The sequence below is a fragment of the Paenibacillus assamensis DSM 18201 genome (assembly GCF_000422445.1).
Lineage (GTDB): Bacteria > Bacillota > Bacilli > Paenibacillales > Paenibacillaceae > Paenibacillus_B > Paenibacillus_B assamensis.
In genome coordinates, this window is sequence record NZ_AULU01000006.1 from 88,904 (window position 1) to 107,082 (window position 18,179).

An 18,179-nucleotide genomic window follows, 5' to 3' on the forward strand; every position below is an offset into this window, starting at 1 on the left:
CGAGTTTAGATGTCACGAAGGACATAGTTGCTTATTAAATTAAGAAACGAAAAGGAGAGGATCATATGATAAATGATTATCGTGTGAAGGAAGCTTTAAGTAAGTTGTTAAGCGGAGACAGCTTAACAAGAGAAGAAGCTAGGCATGTCATGGAAGATATTATGCGCGGTGATGTAACACCTGCTCAGATTGGCGCCTTACTTGCTGGTCTTCGCTTTAAAGGTGAAACGGTCGATGAGATCACGGGGTTGGCTGAAGGGATGCGAAATGCTGCGAAACAGGTAATTACGTCTCGTGAACAATTGCTTGATACATGTGGTACTGGCGGATCAGGAATCCATAAGCTCAACGTATCGACTGTATCTGCTATTATTGCGGCGTCTGCATCTGTCCGCGTAGCAAAGCATGGAAATCGTTCAGCATCCAGTCGTTCAGGCAGTGCAGATGTGTTAGAAGCATTAGGTGTGAACATCCATCTTTCTAGTGAGAGTGCTGCCGAGTGTTTGGATCGCATTGGAATCTGCTTTATGTTCGCTCAAATGTTCCATCCTGCAATGAAATATGCAGCAGCACCCCGTAGAGAGCTTGGCATACGTACCGTATTTAATATGTTAGGACCATTGACCAATCCAGCTGGGGCTGATCGACAACTGTTAGGCATTTATGACAAATCGAAAACGGATACTGTTGCAGCGGTACTGCGAGAGTTAGGACTGAAGCGGGCTATGGTTGTGTCCAGTCTTGATGGATTAGATGAGATTGGCTTGTCTGCACCAACTCGTATAAGCGAATTGCGAAATGGAGATTTGCGGACGTATGAACTCACACCTGAAGATATGGGTTTGCGAACTCAGTCATTGAGTGACGTACTTGGCGGCGAAGCGGCAGATAATGCAAAAATTATCGTGAATATTTTAAATGGCGAGCGCGGGGCGCATCGAGATATCGTACTAGCAAACGCAGGTGCTTGCATTTATGTCTCAGGTCAAGCAGATTCCATACGCGAAGGGGTACAAATTGCTGCTGATATGATAGATACTGGAAAGGCAAACAGTAAGCTGCAACAATTGATCGAGACAACTGGAGGGATGAGTCATGTTTCTTAATCGTATTGTAGAAACGAAGAAGGCAGAAGTCGAACAACTGCAGAAGCATTTGAATGTTGCTCAAGCAGAAGCAGATATATCTACGTTAATGCCAGTGCGCTCACTACGAGAAGCGATTACGACGAAGCGCAGTCGTGGAGTAGGATTAATCGCCGAAGTGAAAAAAGCATCTCCTTCTAAAGGGATCATACGAGAGCAATTTAATCCGGTAGAAATCGCGCAAAGCTACGTTCAAGCGGGTGCTGATGCACTGTCGGTATTGACCGATGTTTCCTATTTTCAGGGCGGAATCGATATATTTAAGCAAGTTCGGGCTCAAGTAGATGTTCCTATGCTGCGCAAAGATTTTATCATCAGTCGTGAGCAACTGCTCGAAGCAAGATTAATAGGAGCGGACGCGGTTTTGCTCATTGCTGCCATTTTAGATGATGTACAGCTGAAGGAATTATTCGAGCAAAGCAAAGAGCTGGGAATGGAAGCATTAATTGAAGTGCATGAAGAAAGTGAACTGCACCGTGTGTTGAACTTGGAGCATGTTCAATTAATTGGCATTAACAATCGTAACCTACACACCTTTGTTACAGACTTGGCTCAAACGGATCAATTGCGCAAATTGGTGCCTAGTCACTGCACATTAGTGAGTGAGAGTGGTATCCATTTGCCCGAACATATTGCTCATCTATATGAGTCCAGTGTCGATGCAGTGCTTATAGGCGAGCATTTTATGCGAAATGACAACATTGGAGAGGCTGTGCACGATCTGATGAAGCCCGCTGAGCAGGTGTCATCTACCACAGGAAGTGTGAGTTCATGAACGTTAAAATATGCGGGATGACGTCTTTGGAGATGACTAGAGGCGTCATTGCATGCAATCCTGATCATATCGGATTTGTATTTGCGAAAAGTCGCAGGCAAGTGTCACCTGACACCGTTCAATCCATTCTGAATCAATTAGAGAATGAGCAAGTTCACATTCCTCATACAGTGGGTGTATTTGCAAATGCTGATATTCAAAGTTTAAAGGCTGTCATGAAATCCTGCTCGGTTCAGGCGCTGCAATTTCATGGCAATGAACAGCTGGACATTTGTCGATGGGTGAAAGAAAATAGTAATATGGATGTTTGGTTAACATTACCAATATCAAACGTTAAAAAAATAGATTTTGAGGATAAATTGAATGATCAGTTTGAGCGCTTAGCGAAAGCAGTTCCTTACATTGACTTATTGTTGCTCGACACTCATGATTCAGTTCAGGGTGGGGGCTCAGGGAAAGTGTTTCAATGGGATGTGATCCCATCTTACCAATCTCGTGCCCAGCAATTAGGTATGCCGCTGTATGTGGCTGGCGGATTGAATCCGGACAACATTGGTAGTTTACTAACAAGCTATAAGCTTGATGGGGTTGATGTTTCCAGCGGTGTCGAGACAGACGGAATGAAAGACATGAGTAAAGTAGACACATTTATAGGAAGGGTGAGACAGCATGTCGATACAAGAACAAGTTTACCGTTATCCTGATGCGAACGGACGTTATGGTCAGTTTGGTGGAAAGTATGTCCCTGAAACATTAATGAATGCATTAATTGAGCTAGAGCAAGCTTATGAAACATACCGAAATGATGAGCAGTTTCAGGCGGAGTACAAGCAGCTGTTGCAAAGCTATTCAGGTCGTCCGACATCACTTTATTATGCGGAGCGCATGACAAAGGAGCTCTGCGGTGCGAAGATTTATTTAAAACGAGAAGACTTGAACCATACAGGGGCTCACAAAATAAACAATACCATTGGTCAGGCTTTACTGGCCAAACGAATGGGCAAAAAAAAGGTAATCGCAGAGACTGGAGCGGGACAACATGGTGTAGCTACAGCTACCGTATGTGCACTGCTTGGCTTAGAGTGCAAAGTATTTATGGGTGAGGAAGATATGAGACGTCAACGGCTGAATGTGTTCCGGATGGAGCTGCTCGGTGCTGAGGTGGTGCCAGTTATTTCTGGTACAAGAACACTGAAGGATGCCGGAAATGAAGCATTGCGTTATTGGGTTTCTAACGTGACGGATACCTTCTATATTTTGGGTTCTGTAGTAGGACCTCATCCTTATCCGATGATCGTTCGTGATTTTCAACGTATTATCGGGGACGAGACGAAACGACAAATACAAGAGTTAGAGGGAAGATTGCCAGATGTATGTGTTGCCGCTGTTGGCGGTGGAAGCAATGCGATGGGAATGTTCTATCCATTTATAAATGACCTCAGTGTCAATCTTGTAGGCGTGGAAGCTGCAGGACGAGGTGTTGACACGAAAGAGCATGCCGCTACGATGACTTTGGGTACACCAGGGGTGTTTCAGGGTTCATTAAGCTATTTGTTGCAAGATGAGTTTGGTCAAGTACAGCCAGCTCATTCCATTTCGGCAGGTCTTGATTACCCAGGTGTTGGGCCAGAGCATGCTCACTTACATGCATCCGGAAGAGCAACCTACGCACCAATTACAGATAACGAAGCACTAGATGCTCTTCAATTTATGTGTCGTACAGAAGGGATTATCCCTGCCTTGGAATCTTCTCATGCTGTAGCCCAAGCGATAAAGCTTGCTCCTACGATGAGGCAAGATGAGTTGTTAGTAATCTGTTTGTCTGGTCGCGGGGATAAGGATGTTGGTACGATCATGGAAGTACTAGGGGGAAATAAACATGAATAACACCGTCATGAATCGTATGGATGCAGCATTCGAAAAATTAAAGTCAGAAGGAAAAACGGCACTTATTCCGTTTATTACGGTTGGAGACCCTCATATCGATGTTACGTTAGAATTGTTGCTTGGTATGGAACAGTCAGGAGCGGATATGATTGAGTTAGGTGTACCTTACTCAGATCCGCTTGCCGATGGGCCTGTTATCGAACGTGCTTCAGCCCGTGCGTTGCAAAACGATATTACGCTTCGGGACAGTTTACAAGTAGCGAAAAAAGCTAGAGAACGTGGTGCAAACATTCCATATGTGCTGTTTACGTACTACAATCCTGTGTTTCAATATGGAGCAGAGAAATTATTTAAGGAAATGGTAGACTCCGAGATCAGCGGCATTATTATCCCTGATTTGCCTCTTGAAGAGAGTACACCTATTCGAGAAATAGCGGATCGCTACTCGATCCATCTTGTGCCGCTAGTTGCGCCAACTTCGAAGGAGCGGGTCCAACAAATCGCACAGCATGGCCGAGGGTTTATTTATTGTGTGTCTTCATTAGGTGTAACAGGCGTTCGGAGTTCATTTGCCGCTAATATCGAACAGTTTTTGCAAGAAGTTCGTACAGCTACGAATCTGCCAATTGCGATCGGATTTGGTATTTCCAATGCAGAGCATGTACGCCGATTCTCTTCACACTGTGATGGAGTTGTTGTTGGGAGTGCTATTGTTCGTCAAATTGAAGAGGCACTGCCATTACTCCAATCACCACAGACGGCTCAAGATGGGGTATTGCAAATTTGTAAATTTGTGCGAGAATTAAAATCATAGCTTTAGCAAGTTGATACCCTGAAGTGGAGAGGTGTGATTGGATGCGTATCAAAACGAAAGACATCGTCGCGAAGCTTCCTGTCTATCAGCCTGGTTTATCTGCTGAGGATGTGAAGCGTGAATACGGCATTGAAAAGGTCGTTAAGCTAGCATCCAACGAAAATCCGTACGGTTGTTCGGTTCAAGTCAAGCAGGCGCTTGAAGCAGAAATGAGCAAGCTGAGTTTATATCCTGATGGAGCTTCTCTTAAGCTGAAGCAGGCAGTTGCAGAACAATTGCAAGTTAGCAGTGAACAGCTTATTTTTGGAGCAGGCTCAGATGATATTATACTGATGATATGTCGTGCATTTTTAACTGTGAATGATGAGTCTATTGTAGCGGATCAAACCTTTCCTCAATACAAGCACAATGCTGACATTGAGGGAGCCCGTACGATTGAAGTCCCTTTAAAAGAAGGCAAACATGATTTAGAAGGTATGCTCGCTGCTATTACTGATCGAACGAAAATAGTCTGGATATGCAACCCGAACAATCCAACTGGAACGATAGTTACGAAAGAAGAGCTTATTACATTTATGAGTCAGGTTCCTACTCATGTACTAGTAGCTCTAGATGAAGCGTATTGTGAATATGTGACGGATGCAAGCTATCCTAATTCACTCGAATTAATTGCAAAGTATCCAAATTTGGTTGCACTCCGCACGTTTTCCAAAATTCATGGCTTAGCATCATTGCGGCTTGGCTATGGTATCGGCCAACCTGAGGTGATTCGGTCGATTAATCAAGTTAGAGAGCCATTTAATACGTCGCGCTTTGCACAGGCGGCAGGAATCGCTGCGATTCAAGATCAAGAGTATGTATCACAATGTAAGCAATGGAACGCGGAAGGCTTGAGGTATTTACAAGAGCAGTGTGAGCGGTTAGAATTACGTACAATGCCAGCACATGGTAACTTCATTATGATCGAAGTTCCAACGCTTGGTAAGGTCATGTTCGAACAATTGGTTAGCAAAGGGATTATCGTTCGAGCAGGATTCCGTCATTATCCAAATGCGATACGTGTCACGGTAGGAAGTCGTGAGCAGAATGAAGCATTTATTCAAGCTATAGAACAAATTTTATCAGAATGTAAGGTGGATCTATGACTACGACTACAAAGATTGCCATTCTTGGAGTGGGCCTCATCGGAGGCTCGCTTGCATTATGTTTTAAGGGAAAACCAGGGCTTCATGTCATTGGATATTCCCCCCGTGCATCATCAGCTGAGAAATACGTAGAGCGCGGTGTCGTTGATGAAGCAACGACAAATCTGGAAGAAGCAGTGAAAGATGCGCACTATATATTTATTTGTTCTCCTGTAGGTATGCTAGAAGAAACTATTTCGCACCTGAATACTTTAACGCTTAGACGCGGTTGTGTCATTACGGATGTTGGCAGTACAAAGGCCTCGGTAACCGCATGCGCAAGTAAATTGAATTGGAATGAGGTTTACTTCGTTGGTGGTCATCCGATGGCAGGATCTGAGCGTTCTGGTGTGGAAGCGGCGTCCTTATTGTTATTTGAGAATGCATACTATGTACTGACACCTACTAGTGATTGTCCAGACAATGTGATACAAGAACTTCGTCAACTGCTTCAATATACACGCGCACATATTATTCAAATGGATGCAGAAGAGCATGATCGAGTGGTTGGAGCGATTAGTCATCTGCCGCATATTGTGGCAACTGCACTAGTCAACCAAGTACGCCAGTACAATGATTCTAATGAGCTGCATCTTGTACTTGCTGCTGGCGGTTTCCGAGATATTACTCGGATTGCATCCAGTGATCCTACTGTTTGGCGAGACATTTTGATTAACAATCGCCAAGTCATGCTGGATTTACTTCAGGATTGGCAGGATAAAGTGGAGGAATGGAAAGATGTTTTGCTGCGAGAAGATGGTGAGTGGATAGAAGAGTCTTTCCGTCTTTCGGGACATTTCCGCAATCAAATGCCTGAACGACGTAAAGGTGCCATTCATGCCCTTTATGATGTATATATGGATATACCTGATACGCCAGGTGTTATTGGCCGCATTGCAACCCAATTGGGACAAGAAGAGATTAATCTTAGCAATCTTCAGATTATTGAAAGTAGAGAAGATGTTCCAGGCGTGCTTCGACTTTCATTCCGAGAAGAGCAGAACTGGGAGCGTGCGCAGGCGTGCTTGCGTACTTTGGGTTATGAAGTATACGTGTAGGTAAAAAAGCCCTTGTGAAAGGGCTTTTTTACGTGGAAACGGAAAAAATTGATAAGACATGAAATTTTTTCGGTAGAAGTTATTGACAGAATGAAAACGTATACATTATACTATAACTACAGTATGGTTTCTCTCCACTCCTATCCAAATATGCACTTTGTGCAACCACTCCATTATGGAGTGGTTCTTTTTTTTATCTTCATCCAGAATAATGGAGCTTCCATCGTAAAGGAAGCGGATGCATTTTTTATAAATTATTGTGCAAGGTGACAAAGCCAAGGTACGAATCAAAAGCTTAAAGAAACATTAATTACCATGCTCGCAATTCTCCAATTCTGTGCTACAGATGTATAATATGTGTTATTATGTAAGAGCTGGAGCCGCTTCAATACGAAGAGGTTCTTTTTTGTGCAAATGTCTAACCTTAAAAGATTCTTAAGAAAAATTAACATTATGCGGGCAGGTCTTATGCTAAAATAGCAATGTAGTAAACAAAGATGTCAAATCATAGGATTTATTGTCGTATCGTTGGAAATTAATTATCGTTTTATAAATATAAGTAGTATCCGATTCGCAACTTTTTATTGTTTCTTGATGTATAATATCGTTAAAGGTAGCGCATCGGGGACGAAATGGAAAGCAAGGAGGATCGCAATCCATGACAGACTCCCTAATTATCCGTGAAATCAAGGAAGGAAATACCGACTTGTATGCGGATTTGATGAATCGTTATCACCGCAAAGTTTTAGCTTTTATTTATCACATGCTTCGTAATTCTCAGTTGGAATTGCTTGCAGAGGACTTGTGTGCAGAGACCTTCTATAAGGCATACCGCAGCTTACATACGTTTAGAGAAGCAGAAGCTTCATTCTCTACATGGCTCTATACGATAGCTCGTAATACGGTGTTAAGTGAACTTCGTAAGCAACGAAGCCTTCAAGTATCACTAGATGAAGATAATAGCATTGTACCTGAAGCTCCAAAGGAACTAACACCTGAGTATACAGCTCTTCGTAATGAGAAAGTACAGCTCGTTAGGGAAGCGATTAACAATTTGCCTGATAAACAGCGTTCTGCCATCATCCTGCGTGAATATGACCAACTGGATTACCAAGAGATAGCTAATCAGCTAGGACAGACGGTAAGCTCAGTAAAATCATTGTTGTTCCGGGCTCGCACAAGTATTAAATGTCAAATGGAAGGATACATAACTGACCCGGGATTGAAGGGATGAACGGAAAATGAAATGTGCGGAAGCGCTCGAATGGATATCGGTTTACAGCGATATGCCAGAAGACGATCCGCAACGTCTTAGCATTCAAAGTCATTTGTCAGTTTGTGAAGGCTGTGCGGAAGAGTATCTGATTTGGGCGGCAAGTGAGGCATGGACAGATGACTTAGTAGAGTCAAGCTTGGCAGAGGCGGAGATAAACGGGCCTATTACGTTTGACTCCTCTCTGGTGATGGACCGCATATACAGTGAACAAGAATGGCTTATGCCGGTCCATAGACGTTCTCATGTGATGTCGCTTAAGATGCGTAACATTTTGGTTGGGGTAATGTCTTTTTGTATCGTAGTATTTATGAGCAGTCTGATTGTGATGGCTGTTTACCCAAACAAAGCGGAAACGGGTCCTTCTGATCAGAGTGGCATTATACCAACCGCAATAGCAGGCAGCAATTCAACAGAATTGGACATTACCATCGGAGATGTTCCTTATTCTGAAACAAGTGAACCGCTAATTCTACAAGTCGTCCCGACTATTCCAGAGTACTGGATTGTTTATTCCCTAGTAGGGATCATCATAGCCTCCTTACTGTATCATTATTTAGCGCGTATGAGGCGTTAATATGGTAATATTGATGATATCATCAATTGGAACAGGTAGGAGTATCTAATGAGTAGACAACAGATAGGATTAGTAAGACATGGACAGACTGATTGGAATGCGCATGGTCGTATTCAAGGTCAGACTGACATTCCACTTAATGATATCGGTAGAGATCAAGCGATGAAGCTTGCTGCACGATTAGTGCACGAGCCTTATCGCTTTGATGCCGTTATTTCAAGTGGTCTGCAACGTGCCGAAGAAACGGCTGCTATCATTGCATCACATTTACAGATTCCGTTATTAGAGCCGCATGCTGGTTTGCTAGAGAGGGCATTTGGACTTGCGGAAGGAACCACTCTAGAAGAAAGAACTTCTAGATGGGGAGTGGATTGGAAAGCTCAAGATGTTGGTCAAGAGAAAGATCATGCTATTAGGTTGAGAGCGGTAGAAGCAGTGAGCTTTATTGCCAATCAATGGCCTGATCGCAACATACTCATTATTAGCCATGGAAGCTGGCTAGCTCAGTTGTTCTACACTTGGTTCGGAGAAGAGTGTACAAGTCATATTGGAAACTTGTCATTTACGGTTGTAGAGAGGAATGAGCAGCAGTGGGAGTCTTTGTTGTTAAACTGTTCTCGTCATATGGAAGAGCCGACTGTTGAGGTTCGGTAAATTGAATTAAATAGGTTTGAGAGTTTTATAAAAAAGGTTGTTCCACAGGCTGCACACCAGCTTCGGAACAACCTTTTTTATTTTTAGATAAGTGTAATCATGAGGTTACAATCCGGCTTATTATTATATTTTTTCAGATCATTCGTATAAACAAGCAGAATTGTCCAATAATGGATTCTAGACAACGAGAATCGGCGATGGATGAAGGGACAATTGGAGGTGGCTCATGAACTTAGCCGATATGCTTAGCTATGCAGATATTCAACAGCTCGTCAGCATTGCGAAAAGATATGATTGCGAGTGTGATGCCCATTCGAAGCGTGAATTGATTCAATCCATTTTGACGAAAATTGGTCGCAAAGATTGGTTTGAGCAATTCATTAATGAGATGAGCGTAGAGGAGCTTCGTTTCATAAACTCTTTACTGTTTGAGCAGCGAACGTTGTTCAGTTTGGAAGAGTTAATTGCGAGAGTTCAACAAACTCGATTTGAACGAGATGAACAAACGCAAACGTCTAGCCCGCGCGATATGATTGTGAAAATGCGGCAGAGTGGTTGGTTGTTCAATGGTGCTAGCCAGCAAACCAAATATCTCTTTCAAGTTCCAGAAGATCTTAAAGAGCGCTTCAAACTTGTTATGAAAAGACGAATGGAGCAAGAACTTGTATCTGTTCAAGAGCCGGAGGCATATCGGGATGAAGATGGTCGAATTGGTGACGATATCATTACCATGCTTCGATATTTTCATGAAGCAGGCAGCGTGCCGCTTAATCCTGAAGGAGTCATGTACAAGAAGACACAGCAATTGCTTATTGAAAAAATGTCTGTGATGGAAGAAACCGTATCCAAAGGAGAATGGCGCTTCGGTTATGGAAGACGGTTTCATAATTACCCGAATCGTTTATCTCTATTGTACGATTATGTGTTCTATCAAGGATGGATCGAAGAACATGCAGGTAAGCTAATTGTTTCATCGTCGGGACTTGAACGGTTGGAAAAAGGTGCAGCTTATGAGCCGATACAGCCAATTTACCGGTTTTGGTTGAAACTGTATAAAAATGCAATCCCTAATTTGTCAGCTATCGTTCATTGGATTCACTTATGTACGGCAAGATGGACGACCGTTGAATCAATGGAACAAGCATTGATTCCTTATGTGAAGCCTTTTTTCTACGATGAACCACAGTCTATCATTAGGCAGCGGATCATTCAGATGCTAGTTCATCTTGGCTTGATGAGAATAGGTGAAGATGCACAGACGGGTACATCCGTTCAAATGTCAAAACGGGGAAATCTTCTAGTTAAAGGTGTAAATATCACACATGAGGATAAAATTAAGCTAGGTTGACAATAAAATGCAGCATTGTTACGATGAACCCAAATTGAACGGCTATGCTTACAGTAAAGCTATTTATGCCGACTTGGAGGGGAAAGCGATGCTCATTCCTTACAATCATATTATGCCGACTATTCATCAATCGGTATATGTTGCAGATGGAGCTAAAATAATTGGAGACGTAACGGTTGGAGCGCAGTCGACCATATGGTTTAATGCGGTACTGCGAGGGGATTTGGCACCTATTATCATTGGAGAATCCGCTAATATTCAAGATGGAGTCATCGGTCACGTGAATGCAAATCAACCTTTAATTGTAGGCTCGGAAGTGTCTGTAGGACACGGGGCGATCATCCACGGTTGTACACTAGGCAAGGGTACATTAATTGGGATGGGGGCGATTGTACTGAACGGGGCAGACATCGGTGAATATGCTTTAATAGGGGCAGGATCGGTTGTAACCGAAAACAAATCAATCCCGGCCTATACTCTTTCCATCGGTTCACCCGCCCGAGTTATTCGAGAACTGACGGAAGAAGATTTACAACGTATGAAGCGAACAACCGAAAGCTATGTGGTGAAAGGAAAGGAATATAGGGGCTCTTAATCGTTATGGTTGGAGGTGCATCCTATGGACAAAATGAAAGTAACGTATGAAGCAATGCTGAGTCTGACTGCTGAAATGGTGTGGGACGAAGCGATTAAAAAGCATCGAACTTTACGAATTTACGAAGAAATTGATAAAGCGCTCGCTGCGGGGGATGAAAACACCTTTCATCAACTCACAAATGAACTAAAGACGCTTCAATGAAGAACGCATTTTGCAGTTCTTCATTTTTTTGTTTGTACAGGTATAATGGAATAGGAACAACTTGGCAATGATGGAGGGGTAATGATGAAATTTAGTGATTTGACTAGAGAACAATGGACAGAGTGGAGGCCATATCTAGATACTTGCCTTTTACCGATTACAGGGTTAACTGGACTGGAGTCTCCTGTGGAGGCGGCAGAAAGATTAGAAGAGTTACGAGATTGGTTGGACTTAGTTGAAACTCCTTTTCACGGGAGGGTTGTCACTTATCCTGCTTATCATTATAGCAGTTTCGGAATGAATGATAGGGATGATGCGTGGTTTGCTTTACAAGAGGTTGTACGTATGGTGAAACGCATCGGGTTCAAATATGTCATTATTATGTCCTGTCAGCCTCATATTTCTAAAGAGAATCTATCTGAGGCTGATTTAATACTAACTCCATATTCTGTAGGAGTGGAAAATGAGAAAAGTATAGCTAAAATGATAGAAATTAAAGTGAGTGAAATGTGGAATCCGTCACAAACTGATCACTAAATGTGACAAATTATCAACAATTAATGAAGTATTAATGGTTGATAGTTCCAATTAATCTGGTAAATTATTGACGCTTACATAGTGCTGGGATATTATAGGGATGTCTTAGTTAGATGGTAATAAATCTCATAATTAGCTGTAACAACGGTTGGTAAAGGGGGTTAGAGAGGATGAGTCAACCGCTTGAGAACAAGCAACCTCACAAACCGGCAACTCGTAAAGAAATGTCCCGTCGACAATTTCTTTCCTACACGCTAGGTGGGGCTGGCGCGTTTATGATGGGTGGTGCGGCACTACCGATGGTTCGCTTCGCTGTTGATCCTTTGCTTCAAGAAAAGGGAGCGAGCGAGTATATTAAGGTAGTGGAAGAGAGTAAATTGACCGCTGAGCCGCAAGAATTTTCCTTTAAGAAACTGCAAGTTGATGGATGGTACGAAAGCGAAGTTAAGATGAAAGCTTGGATTACGAAGGATGAGAATGGAGTTCTAGCTTTGTCCCCAGTATGCAAGCATTTAGGTTGTACTGTTGGCTGGAATAATAGTGCCGCTCATAAAGACCAATATTTTTGTCCGTGTCATGGAGCGTTTTACACTAAAGACGGCAAACAAATGGCAGTTGCACGTGCTCCATTGGACGAATACGACGTAAAAGTTGACAATGGTATTGTTTATTTAGGAGCAATCAAACCAAATACACGCGTGAAATAAGGAGGCGCATGACAGATGTTTAAAGGTGTTTACAACTGGATAGACGAACGTCTGGACATCACTCCGATATGGCGTGATGTAGCCGATCATGAAGTGCCGGAACACGTTAACCCAGCACATCATTTTTCAGCGTTCGTGTATTGCTTTGGTGGATTGACGTTTTTCATAACGGTAATTCAAATTTTGTCGGGTATGTTTCTTACGATGAGTTATGTGCCAGATATTCAAAATGCATATTACAGCGTAGAGTACTTACAACAACGAGTTGCATTCGGTGGTATCGTTCGAGGAATGCATCACTGGGGAGCATCACTAGTCATTGTTATGATGTTCTTACATACACTCCGTGTTTTCTTCACAGGCTCATACAAAGCTCCACGTGAGATGAACTGGGTAGTTGGTATGCTTATCTTCTTTGTCATGCTAGGACTCGGTTTCACAGGCTACTTACTTCCTTGGGATAACAAAGCTTATTTTGCAACAAAAGTTGGTATGGAGATTGCCGATACGGTTCCATATATCGGGCCATACTTAAAAGAATTAATGCAAGGCGGCGAAATTGTTGGTGCGCAGACACTAACTAGATTTTTTGCTATACACGTTTTCTTCTTACCTGCAGCTCTATTAGGATTGCTAGGAGCACATTTCTTCATGATACGCCGTCAAGGCATATCAGGGCCGCTATAAGAGAGGGGGAGAAGAGATGGCACATGGTTCTAAAGATGAAAAAGTCGTATACGTAGGAGACTCCCGCGTCAAGAAGAAGAGTTCGCAACCGCTTCAGCCGGACTATTCTTCCTATCCAGGTAAATCGGAAGCCTTCATTCCTAACTTTCTATTAAAAGAATGGATGGTAGGTGCGGTTGTACTTGTTGGGTTTCTCGTTTTAACGATTTCGGAGGCTCCACCGTTAGGTTATCCGGCTGATCCGAACAATGCAGCGTTTATTCCAATACCGGACTGGTACTTCTTATTTTTGTATCAATTACTCAAATATCCGTATGCTGCCGGTGATTATGTACTCATTGGTACTGTGCTTATACCAGGTATTGCCTTTGGTGGATTAATGCTTGCTCCATTCTTGGACACTGGCAAAGAACGCCGCTTCTATAAACGTCCAATTGCTACTTCACTTATGCTTGTTTCTTTGGCTGCTTGTGTCTATTTAACAGTAGTTTCATGGGATCAATACCAACATGAGCTTGAAGTGCAAAAGATTGAGCCAGAACATCATAAGCGTGTCCGTGAGGCAGAAAAGAATGCGCTTGCAGGCAAGCCGTACAATCATCCGAAGCCTAACGATTCGGTTGCGTTAGTAGCTGCAGATGATCCAGCTATGGAAACGTACAAGAAAGCTACTTGTATCGCGTGTCATGGTGGGGAACTTGAAGGTGGCGGAGCTCCTGCCTTGCTTGGTGTAGGTGACCGTTTGTCCAAGGAAGAAATATTGACTGTCATTAAAGATGGTCGTGGTGCGATGCCGCCGATGTTGGATACATCTAAGTCAGCAGGCGTGACCGAAGAAGAGTTAGATAAGCTTGCTGATTGGCTTGCGAAGCAGAAGAAAGAATAGTAGAATGATCCACAATGCAGGCCTGATCGCAATCTTGCGGTCAGGCTTTCTGCGATCATTTTTCTGTTTGGAGGCATAGTATGGCAATTTCATTAGGTAATCAAGCTTTTTTCACAAAGCGCTGGGTATTGTGGGCGTTATTTTGGTCTAATGCGATAGGTACAATATACGGTTATTATTGGTACAAAGAACAGCTTGTTTACACTTGGATGAATCGTCCGCTATGGCAAATTGTATTTGTGCCGGACAGCCCTACTGCGAGCTTGTTTTTCACGCTATCTCTTCTATTCTTGTTATTTCCTCCTAAAGGGACGGGAATTGCGATAATTGCATTCAGGGGAATCATTGATGCATTAGCCGTGGTTACCTCAATTAAATATGGGATATGGGCATGCGTAATGATTTTTAGCGCGACCTATCAAGGGCAGGACATGGTCTGGCAGGACTGGATGTTAATTTCCTCTCACTTGGCCATGGCAATCGAGGCCTTAATATTTGCCAAATGGTTCCGCTATGGGGCGATTAGTCTTATGGTGGCAGCTGGCTGGACTTGGCTCAATGATACTGTTGATTACATGTTCGGTGTATTTCCTAGTTTATCTCGATTATTAATGGATGACTTGACCATCATTTGTATTTTTACATTTATACTTACCGGCGTCAGTGTTGCTGCTGCACGATTGGCATTTGTAGGGAAAGATAAGAATCGATGGCTCTAATCAGTTTCAGTTTTATACATACAACTAGCGCATACGGAGGCATAGCATGGATCATAATCTACAAGAATATGCAGATGTTATACGTTATGATGAAGAGAACAAAGGTACTCATGAACTTGAAACTATTTTGAAAATGTGTCATTTGTCAGCAGGTCCTGTGTTAGATGCAGCGACAGGAACAGGTCGAATTGCGATACCTTTAGCACAACAAGGGTATGAAGTTGTAGGTGTTGATCTTCATCAAGGTATGCTCGATCATGCTGCTCAAAAGGCAGCTGAGCTGAATTTGGACATTGTTTGGCAACAAGCTGACTGTGAAGATCTACCTTGGGACAATCAATTCCAGCTCGTTTCTATGGTGGGGAATGCATTTCAGCATTTTATGACAAATGAAGCCCAGAACCGTTTGCTGCAATCTTTTCATCGAGCACTGAAGCCAGGAGGCATTTGTATATTTGACACGAGATTCCCGTTGGCAGAAGAAATATTTCAGCCAGATGAGCTGCTCGTCGATCATAAATATACATGTGCAGATGGGCGTCTATGTGAAGTTGCTTATCAAAGCAGCTATGATGCGGTTAGCCAAATTCAACGGTATAAGACGGTTAGGTCCTATTATGTGAATGAAACATTAGATAGTGAGGATACAACCTATATTGATTTACGTTATACCTTCCCTCAAGAGCTAGTTCGTTTAATTAAGGATAGTGGATTTGAGCTGCTTCATATGTGGGGTGGTTGGAAAGAGCAGCCTTTGACAGGGGATTCGATTAGTATTGTTATTGCTGCAAGAAAAAGATAGGTTGTCTGTTTGAATTGTTCTACATTTCTCTTCTTCCCCATAGGTTAGTGAAGGGGAGGGGTGTACATGCATGCACTTCGTATCGTTATTTGTTTCGTACTTGTATGGGCCATAATGTCCATGCCTCCGTACGTACAAGCTGCCGTTGAGAAACAATCGGATGTCAACATCCTGAATTGGAAAGAGGCAGACCGAATTGCTGCCGCGATGTATAAAGATAGCGTGAATGGAAACATGACAAATATACATGCCAATATGAAAAACTTTACCACGGTACTATCAGCACCAGGCATGTTCGATCATATGACCTACGAGCAAATGAAGGCGATTACCGATAGTGTGATCCGCTTTAAGCAGACGTTCGTTGCTGCACAGCAAGATGAACAGAAGCTTGAACGTGCGGCTGCTCGATTACGATTAGTTATTGACGCTGTCACACATGAACAAGATGCGATGTGGCGACAGTATGCAACGGTCATTATGGATGAGATGCAGCAGATGGCGGATGCCAAATCTGCTGCTGAATGGAAGCAAGTATCCTTACAATGGTTGGAACATATGGATAGGTTGCTTCCTGCTGCTTCCATGGATCGATCACCGGAAGTTATTGAAATGGCATCTTCGATGGTTGCACTTGTTAATAAAGGCATTCGTGGTGAAGTGAAGCATGAAGATGTACAGCGAGCTTTAAAAGATTATGAATCCATCATTTTAGATAACTTGTTCGGATCAACGAAGGAATTAGAGACAATTGCGCCACTAGTTGAAGAACCGATTCCGATGCAAGTGCTAATATGGTTAGGGTGTATGGTTACGGTTACATTAGCATATGTGGCGTATCAAAAATATCGCTATGATCGAGATGGTATTCACAATAGTCCATGGGCTCGTTATAAATGAAAGTTAGGGCGACTTCTGAAAGTAGAAGTCGTCTTTTTTATCATTTGGTGAAATTGGTGCCTGTTAGCATGCTTCAATCCTGTACAGCAACAATAAATGGGCTTAAAAAGCATTTGTTTTCCATCATGCTTTGCGATAACATATTAGCTATATTAGGCATCGTGCAGGCATACAACATGTGCATGTACAGAAAGGATTGACCATGTCGGATCATCAACAACCATTTTCTTCATTAAAAGACCTTCGTGACAAACCATTGGCTGAAATGCAGCGCGAAGTGGATCAATACATATCTCAGTTTAAAGAAGGATACTTCAGCCCATTAGCGATGCTTGCTAGATTAACGGAGGAAGCGGGAGAATTAGCTCGTGAGGTGAATCATTTCTATGGTGAAAAACCGAAGAAATCATCAGAAGCTGATAACTCCATTGAAATGGAGCTTGGGGATGTTCTCTTTATTCTAATATGCTTTGCCAATTCCTTAGGAATTGATTTGACAGAAGCTCATGATAAAGTAATGGATAAATTCAATACGCGTGATGCGAATCGATGGACTCGAATTGACGAAACATCGAACGTGGAACAGGCTGATAACGGAAAGGTTGATGAAAATTGAAAAAGATAAGAGTGGCTGTGACTGGAGCGGGTGGTCGTATGGGCCGCGAAGTTGTAAAGATGGTTCTAGAAGATGAAACGCTGGAACTGGCAGCAGCAATCGATAGATCTTCTGGCTCCATAGATGCTGCACAATTAGTTGGCTTGCCAGCAAGTGGTGTTATCGTGACAAATGATTTGGAACGAGCATTGGAACAGACAAGCCCTGATGTACTTGTTGACTTCACTACTCCTCACGTAGTTATGGATAATACATTACTTGCTATTCGATATGGTGTAAGGCCTGTTGTAGGAGCAACTGGTTTTACGACAGAACAGATTGAAGAGTTACAGCAGCTATGCAGTGAGAAGAAGCTGGGAGGCTTAATTGCACCAAACTTCTCTATTGGAGCTATTTTAATGATGAAATTTGCCCAACAGGCTTCTAAATACTTCCCTGATCTCGAAATTATTGAGTATCATGGTGATCAAAAGTTGGATGCACCATCAGGTACTGCTGTTAAAACGGCGGAGTTGATTTCTCAAGTTCGTAAAGAGCATCGTCAAGGCAATCCGAATGAGGAAGAGACCATCGAAGGATCTCGTGGCGGATACTACAATGGATTCCGAATTCACAGTGTTCGACTACCTGGTGTGTTTGCACAGCAAGAAGTTATTTTCGGCGGATATGGCCAATCACTAAAAATTCGTCATGATTCTTACGAGCGAGCAGGCTATATGCCTGGTGTTAATGTTGCGATAAAGAAAGTCATGGAAATAGAAGAATTAATTTATGGTTTTGAGCACATGATGGACTAATAGACTTATTAGAT

General features: G+C 42.7%; 22 protein-coding genes. All 22 read left to right on the forward strand.

Going from position 1 to position 18,179, the window contains the following annotated elements; all coding sequences use genetic code 11:
* Window positions 1–65 precede the first annotated feature (65 nt).
* Window positions 66–1,106: an anthranilate phosphoribosyltransferase gene (gene trpD, locus H580_RS0103400; protein WP_028593539.1), complete on the forward strand. Its 1,041-nt coding sequence runs from the start codon at window positions 66–68 to the stop codon at window positions 1,104–1,106.
* On the forward strand, window positions 1,096–1,920 hold the full coding sequence (gene trpC, locus H580_RS0103405; protein WP_028593540.1) for an indole-3-glycerol phosphate synthase TrpC: 825 nt from the start codon (window positions 1,096–1,098) through the stop codon (window positions 1,918–1,920). Before trpD ends, trpC begins: the two co-directional genes overlap by 11 nt.
* On the forward strand, window positions 1,917–2,624 hold the full coding sequence (locus H580_RS23200; RefSeq protein WP_036604508.1) for a phosphoribosylanthranilate isomerase: 708 nt from the start codon (window positions 1,917–1,919) through the stop codon (window positions 2,622–2,624). Before trpC ends, H580_RS23200 begins: the two co-directional genes overlap by 4 nt.
* The gene (gene trpB, locus H580_RS0103415) at window positions 2,590–3,807 is read left to right on the forward strand and encodes a tryptophan synthase subunit beta (RefSeq protein ID WP_028593541.1); all 1,218 of its coding nucleotides are present in this window, start codon (window positions 2,590–2,592) and stop codon (window positions 3,805–3,807) included. Before H580_RS23200 ends, trpB begins: the two co-directional genes overlap by 35 nt.
* Entirely contained in the window at window positions 3,800–4,621 is an 822-nt protein-coding gene (trpA, locus tag H580_RS0103420; RefSeq protein ID WP_028593542.1) for a tryptophan synthase subunit alpha, read from the forward strand. Before trpB ends, trpA begins: the two co-directional genes overlap by 8 nt.
* A 47-nt stretch (window positions 4,622–4,668) precedes the next feature.
* Window positions 4,669–5,766, forward strand: a complete 1,098-nt coding sequence (gene hisC / locus H580_RS0103425) for a histidinol-phosphate transaminase (RefSeq protein WP_028593543.1) — start codon at window positions 4,669–4,671, stop codon at window positions 5,764–5,766.
* Window positions 5,763–6,863, forward strand: a complete 1,101-nt coding sequence (locus H580_RS0103430; RefSeq protein WP_028593544.1) for a prephenate dehydrogenase — start codon at window positions 5,763–5,765, stop codon at window positions 6,861–6,863. The genes hisC and H580_RS0103430 overlap by 4 nt, the downstream gene beginning before the upstream one ends.
* 658 nt (window positions 6,864–7,521) lie before the next feature.
* Window positions 7,522–8,097, forward strand: coding sequence for an RNA polymerase sigma factor (locus tag H580_RS0103435; protein WP_028593545.1), 576 nt, complete (start codon window positions 7,522–7,524; stop codon window positions 8,095–8,097).
* 7 nt (window positions 8,098–8,104) lie between these two features.
* Window positions 8,105–8,713, forward strand: coding sequence for an anti-sigma factor (locus H580_RS0103440; RefSeq protein WP_028593546.1), 609 nt, complete (start codon window positions 8,105–8,107; stop codon window positions 8,711–8,713).
* 48 nt (window positions 8,714–8,761) lie between these two features.
* Entirely contained in the window at window positions 8,762–9,367 is a 606-nt protein-coding gene (locus H580_RS0103445; protein ID WP_028593547.1) for a histidine phosphatase family protein, read from the forward strand.
* 226 nt (window positions 9,368–9,593) lie between these two features.
* On the forward strand, window positions 9,594–10,715 hold the full coding sequence (locus tag H580_RS0103450) for a hypothetical protein (RefSeq protein ID WP_028593548.1): 1,122 nt from the start codon (window positions 9,594–9,596) through the stop codon (window positions 10,713–10,715).
* Window positions 10,716–10,803: 88 nt separating this feature from the next.
* Complete coding sequence (locus tag H580_RS0103455; protein WP_028593549.1) at window positions 10,804–11,310, forward strand: gamma carbonic anhydrase family protein; 507 nt, start codon at window positions 10,804–10,806, stop codon at window positions 11,308–11,310.
* 24 nt (window positions 11,311–11,334) lie between these two features.
* Complete coding sequence (locus H580_RS0103460) at window positions 11,335–11,514, forward strand: IDEAL domain-containing protein (RefSeq protein ID WP_028593550.1); 180 nt, start codon at window positions 11,335–11,337, stop codon at window positions 11,512–11,514.
* A gap of 81 nt (window positions 11,515–11,595) precedes the next feature.
* Window positions 11,596–12,051, forward strand: coding sequence for a DUF2487 family protein (locus tag H580_RS0103465; RefSeq protein WP_245583477.1), 456 nt, complete (start codon window positions 11,596–11,598; stop codon window positions 12,049–12,051).
* 170 nt (window positions 12,052–12,221) lie between these two features.
* A complete protein-coding gene (locus tag H580_RS0103470) occupies window positions 12,222–12,758 on the forward strand; it encodes a Rieske (2Fe-2S) protein (protein ID WP_028593552.1) in 537 nt (178 codons plus the stop codon).
* Between the two features lie 15 nt (window positions 12,759–12,773).
* A complete protein-coding gene (gene qcrB, locus H580_RS0103475) occupies window positions 12,774–13,445 on the forward strand; it encodes a menaquinol-cytochrome c reductase cytochrome b subunit (RefSeq protein ID WP_028593553.1) in 672 nt (223 codons plus the stop codon).
* A 16-nt stretch (window positions 13,446–13,461) separates the two neighbouring features.
* Window positions 13,462–14,331 carry a menaquinol-cytochrome c reductase cytochrome b/c subunit gene (locus tag H580_RS0103480; RefSeq protein ID WP_028593554.1) on the forward strand — a complete coding sequence of 290 codons (870 nt, stop codon included), beginning with the start codon at window positions 13,462–13,464 and terminating at the stop codon, window positions 14,329–14,331.
* 80 nt (window positions 14,332–14,411) lie between these two features.
* Window positions 14,412–15,050, forward strand: coding sequence for a DUF1405 domain-containing protein (locus H580_RS0103485; protein WP_028593555.1), 639 nt, complete (start codon window positions 14,412–14,414; stop codon window positions 15,048–15,050).
* Between the two features lie 46 nt (window positions 15,051–15,096).
* Complete coding sequence (locus H580_RS0103490; RefSeq protein WP_036604511.1) at window positions 15,097–15,852, forward strand: class I SAM-dependent methyltransferase; 756 nt, start codon at window positions 15,097–15,099, stop codon at window positions 15,850–15,852.
* Window positions 15,853–15,918: 66 nt separating this feature from the next.
* Window positions 15,919–16,752, forward strand: coding sequence for a sporulation protein YpjB (locus H580_RS23205; RefSeq protein WP_051217211.1), 834 nt, complete (start codon window positions 15,919–15,921; stop codon window positions 16,750–16,752).
* 202 nt (window positions 16,753–16,954) lie between these two features.
* Complete coding sequence (locus H580_RS23210; RefSeq protein WP_051217212.1) at window positions 16,955–17,368, forward strand: nucleotide pyrophosphohydrolase; 414 nt, start codon at window positions 16,955–16,957, stop codon at window positions 17,366–17,368.
* On the forward strand, window positions 17,365–18,165 hold the full coding sequence (gene dapB, locus H580_RS0103505; RefSeq protein WP_028593557.1) for a 4-hydroxy-tetrahydrodipicolinate reductase: 801 nt from the start codon (window positions 17,365–17,367) through the stop codon (window positions 18,163–18,165). Before H580_RS23210 ends, dapB begins: the two co-directional genes overlap by 4 nt.
* Window positions 18,166–18,179: the final 14 nt, after the last annotated feature.

Excerpts from the sequence above, each read along its gene's own strand:
- H580_RS0103450 (WP_028593548.1), top strand. The coding sequence starts at position 9,594 with ATGAACTTAGCCGATATGCTTAGCTATGCAGATATTCAACAGCTCGTC.
- trpD (WP_028593539.1), top strand. The coding sequence starts at position 66 with ATGATAAATGATTATCGTGTGAAGGAAGCTTTAAGTAAGTTGTTAAGC.
- H580_RS0103485 (WP_028593555.1), top strand. The coding sequence starts at position 14,412 with ATGGCAATTTCATTAGGTAATCAAGCTTTTTTCACAAAGCGCTGGGTA.
- H580_RS0103435 (WP_028593545.1), top strand. The coding sequence starts at position 7,522 with ATGACAGACTCCCTAATTATCCGTGAAATCAAGGAAGGAAATACCGAC.
- trpC (WP_028593540.1), top strand. The coding sequence starts at position 1,096 with ATGTTTCTTAATCGTATTGTAGAAACGAAGAAGGCAGAAGTCGAACAA.
- H580_RS0103440 (WP_028593546.1), top strand. The coding sequence starts at position 8,105 with ATGAAATGTGCGGAAGCGCTCGAATGGATATCGGTTTACAGCGATATG.
- H580_RS0103490 (WP_036604511.1), top strand. The coding sequence starts at position 15,097 with ATGGATCATAATCTACAAGAATATGCAGATGTTATACGTTATGATGAA.
- trpB (WP_028593541.1), top strand. The coding sequence starts at position 2,590 with ATGTCGATACAAGAACAAGTTTACCGTTATCCTGATGCGAACGGACGT.
- H580_RS0103480 (WP_028593554.1), top strand. The coding sequence starts at position 13,462 with ATGGCACATGGTTCTAAAGATGAAAAAGTCGTATACGTAGGAGACTCC.
- H580_RS0103430 (WP_028593544.1), top strand. The coding sequence starts at position 5,763 with ATGACTACGACTACAAAGATTGCCATTCTTGGAGTGGGCCTCATCGGA.
- trpA (WP_028593542.1), top strand. The coding sequence starts at position 3,800 with ATGAATAACACCGTCATGAATCGTATGGATGCAGCATTCGAAAAATTA.
- qcrB (WP_028593553.1), top strand. The coding sequence starts at position 12,774 with ATGTTTAAAGGTGTTTACAACTGGATAGACGAACGTCTGGACATCACT.
- H580_RS23205 (WP_051217211.1), top strand. The coding sequence starts at position 15,919 with ATGCATGCACTTCGTATCGTTATTTGTTTCGTACTTGTATGGGCCATA.
- H580_RS0103445 (WP_028593547.1), top strand. The coding sequence starts at position 8,762 with ATGAGTAGACAACAGATAGGATTAGTAAGACATGGACAGACTGATTGG.
- H580_RS23200 (WP_036604508.1), top strand. The coding sequence starts at position 1,917 with ATGAACGTTAAAATATGCGGGATGACGTCTTTGGAGATGACTAGAGGC.
- H580_RS0103460 (WP_028593550.1), top strand. The coding sequence starts at position 11,335 with ATGGACAAAATGAAAGTAACGTATGAAGCAATGCTGAGTCTGACTGCT.
- H580_RS0103470 (WP_028593552.1), top strand. The coding sequence starts at position 12,222 with ATGAGTCAACCGCTTGAGAACAAGCAACCTCACAAACCGGCAACTCGT.
- H580_RS0103455 (WP_028593549.1), top strand. The coding sequence starts at position 10,804 with ATGCTCATTCCTTACAATCATATTATGCCGACTATTCATCAATCGGTA.
- H580_RS0103465 (WP_245583477.1), top strand. The coding sequence starts at position 11,596 with ATGATGAAATTTAGTGATTTGACTAGAGAACAATGGACAGAGTGGAGG.
- H580_RS23210 (WP_051217212.1), top strand. The coding sequence starts at position 16,955 with ATGTCGGATCATCAACAACCATTTTCTTCATTAAAAGACCTTCGTGAC.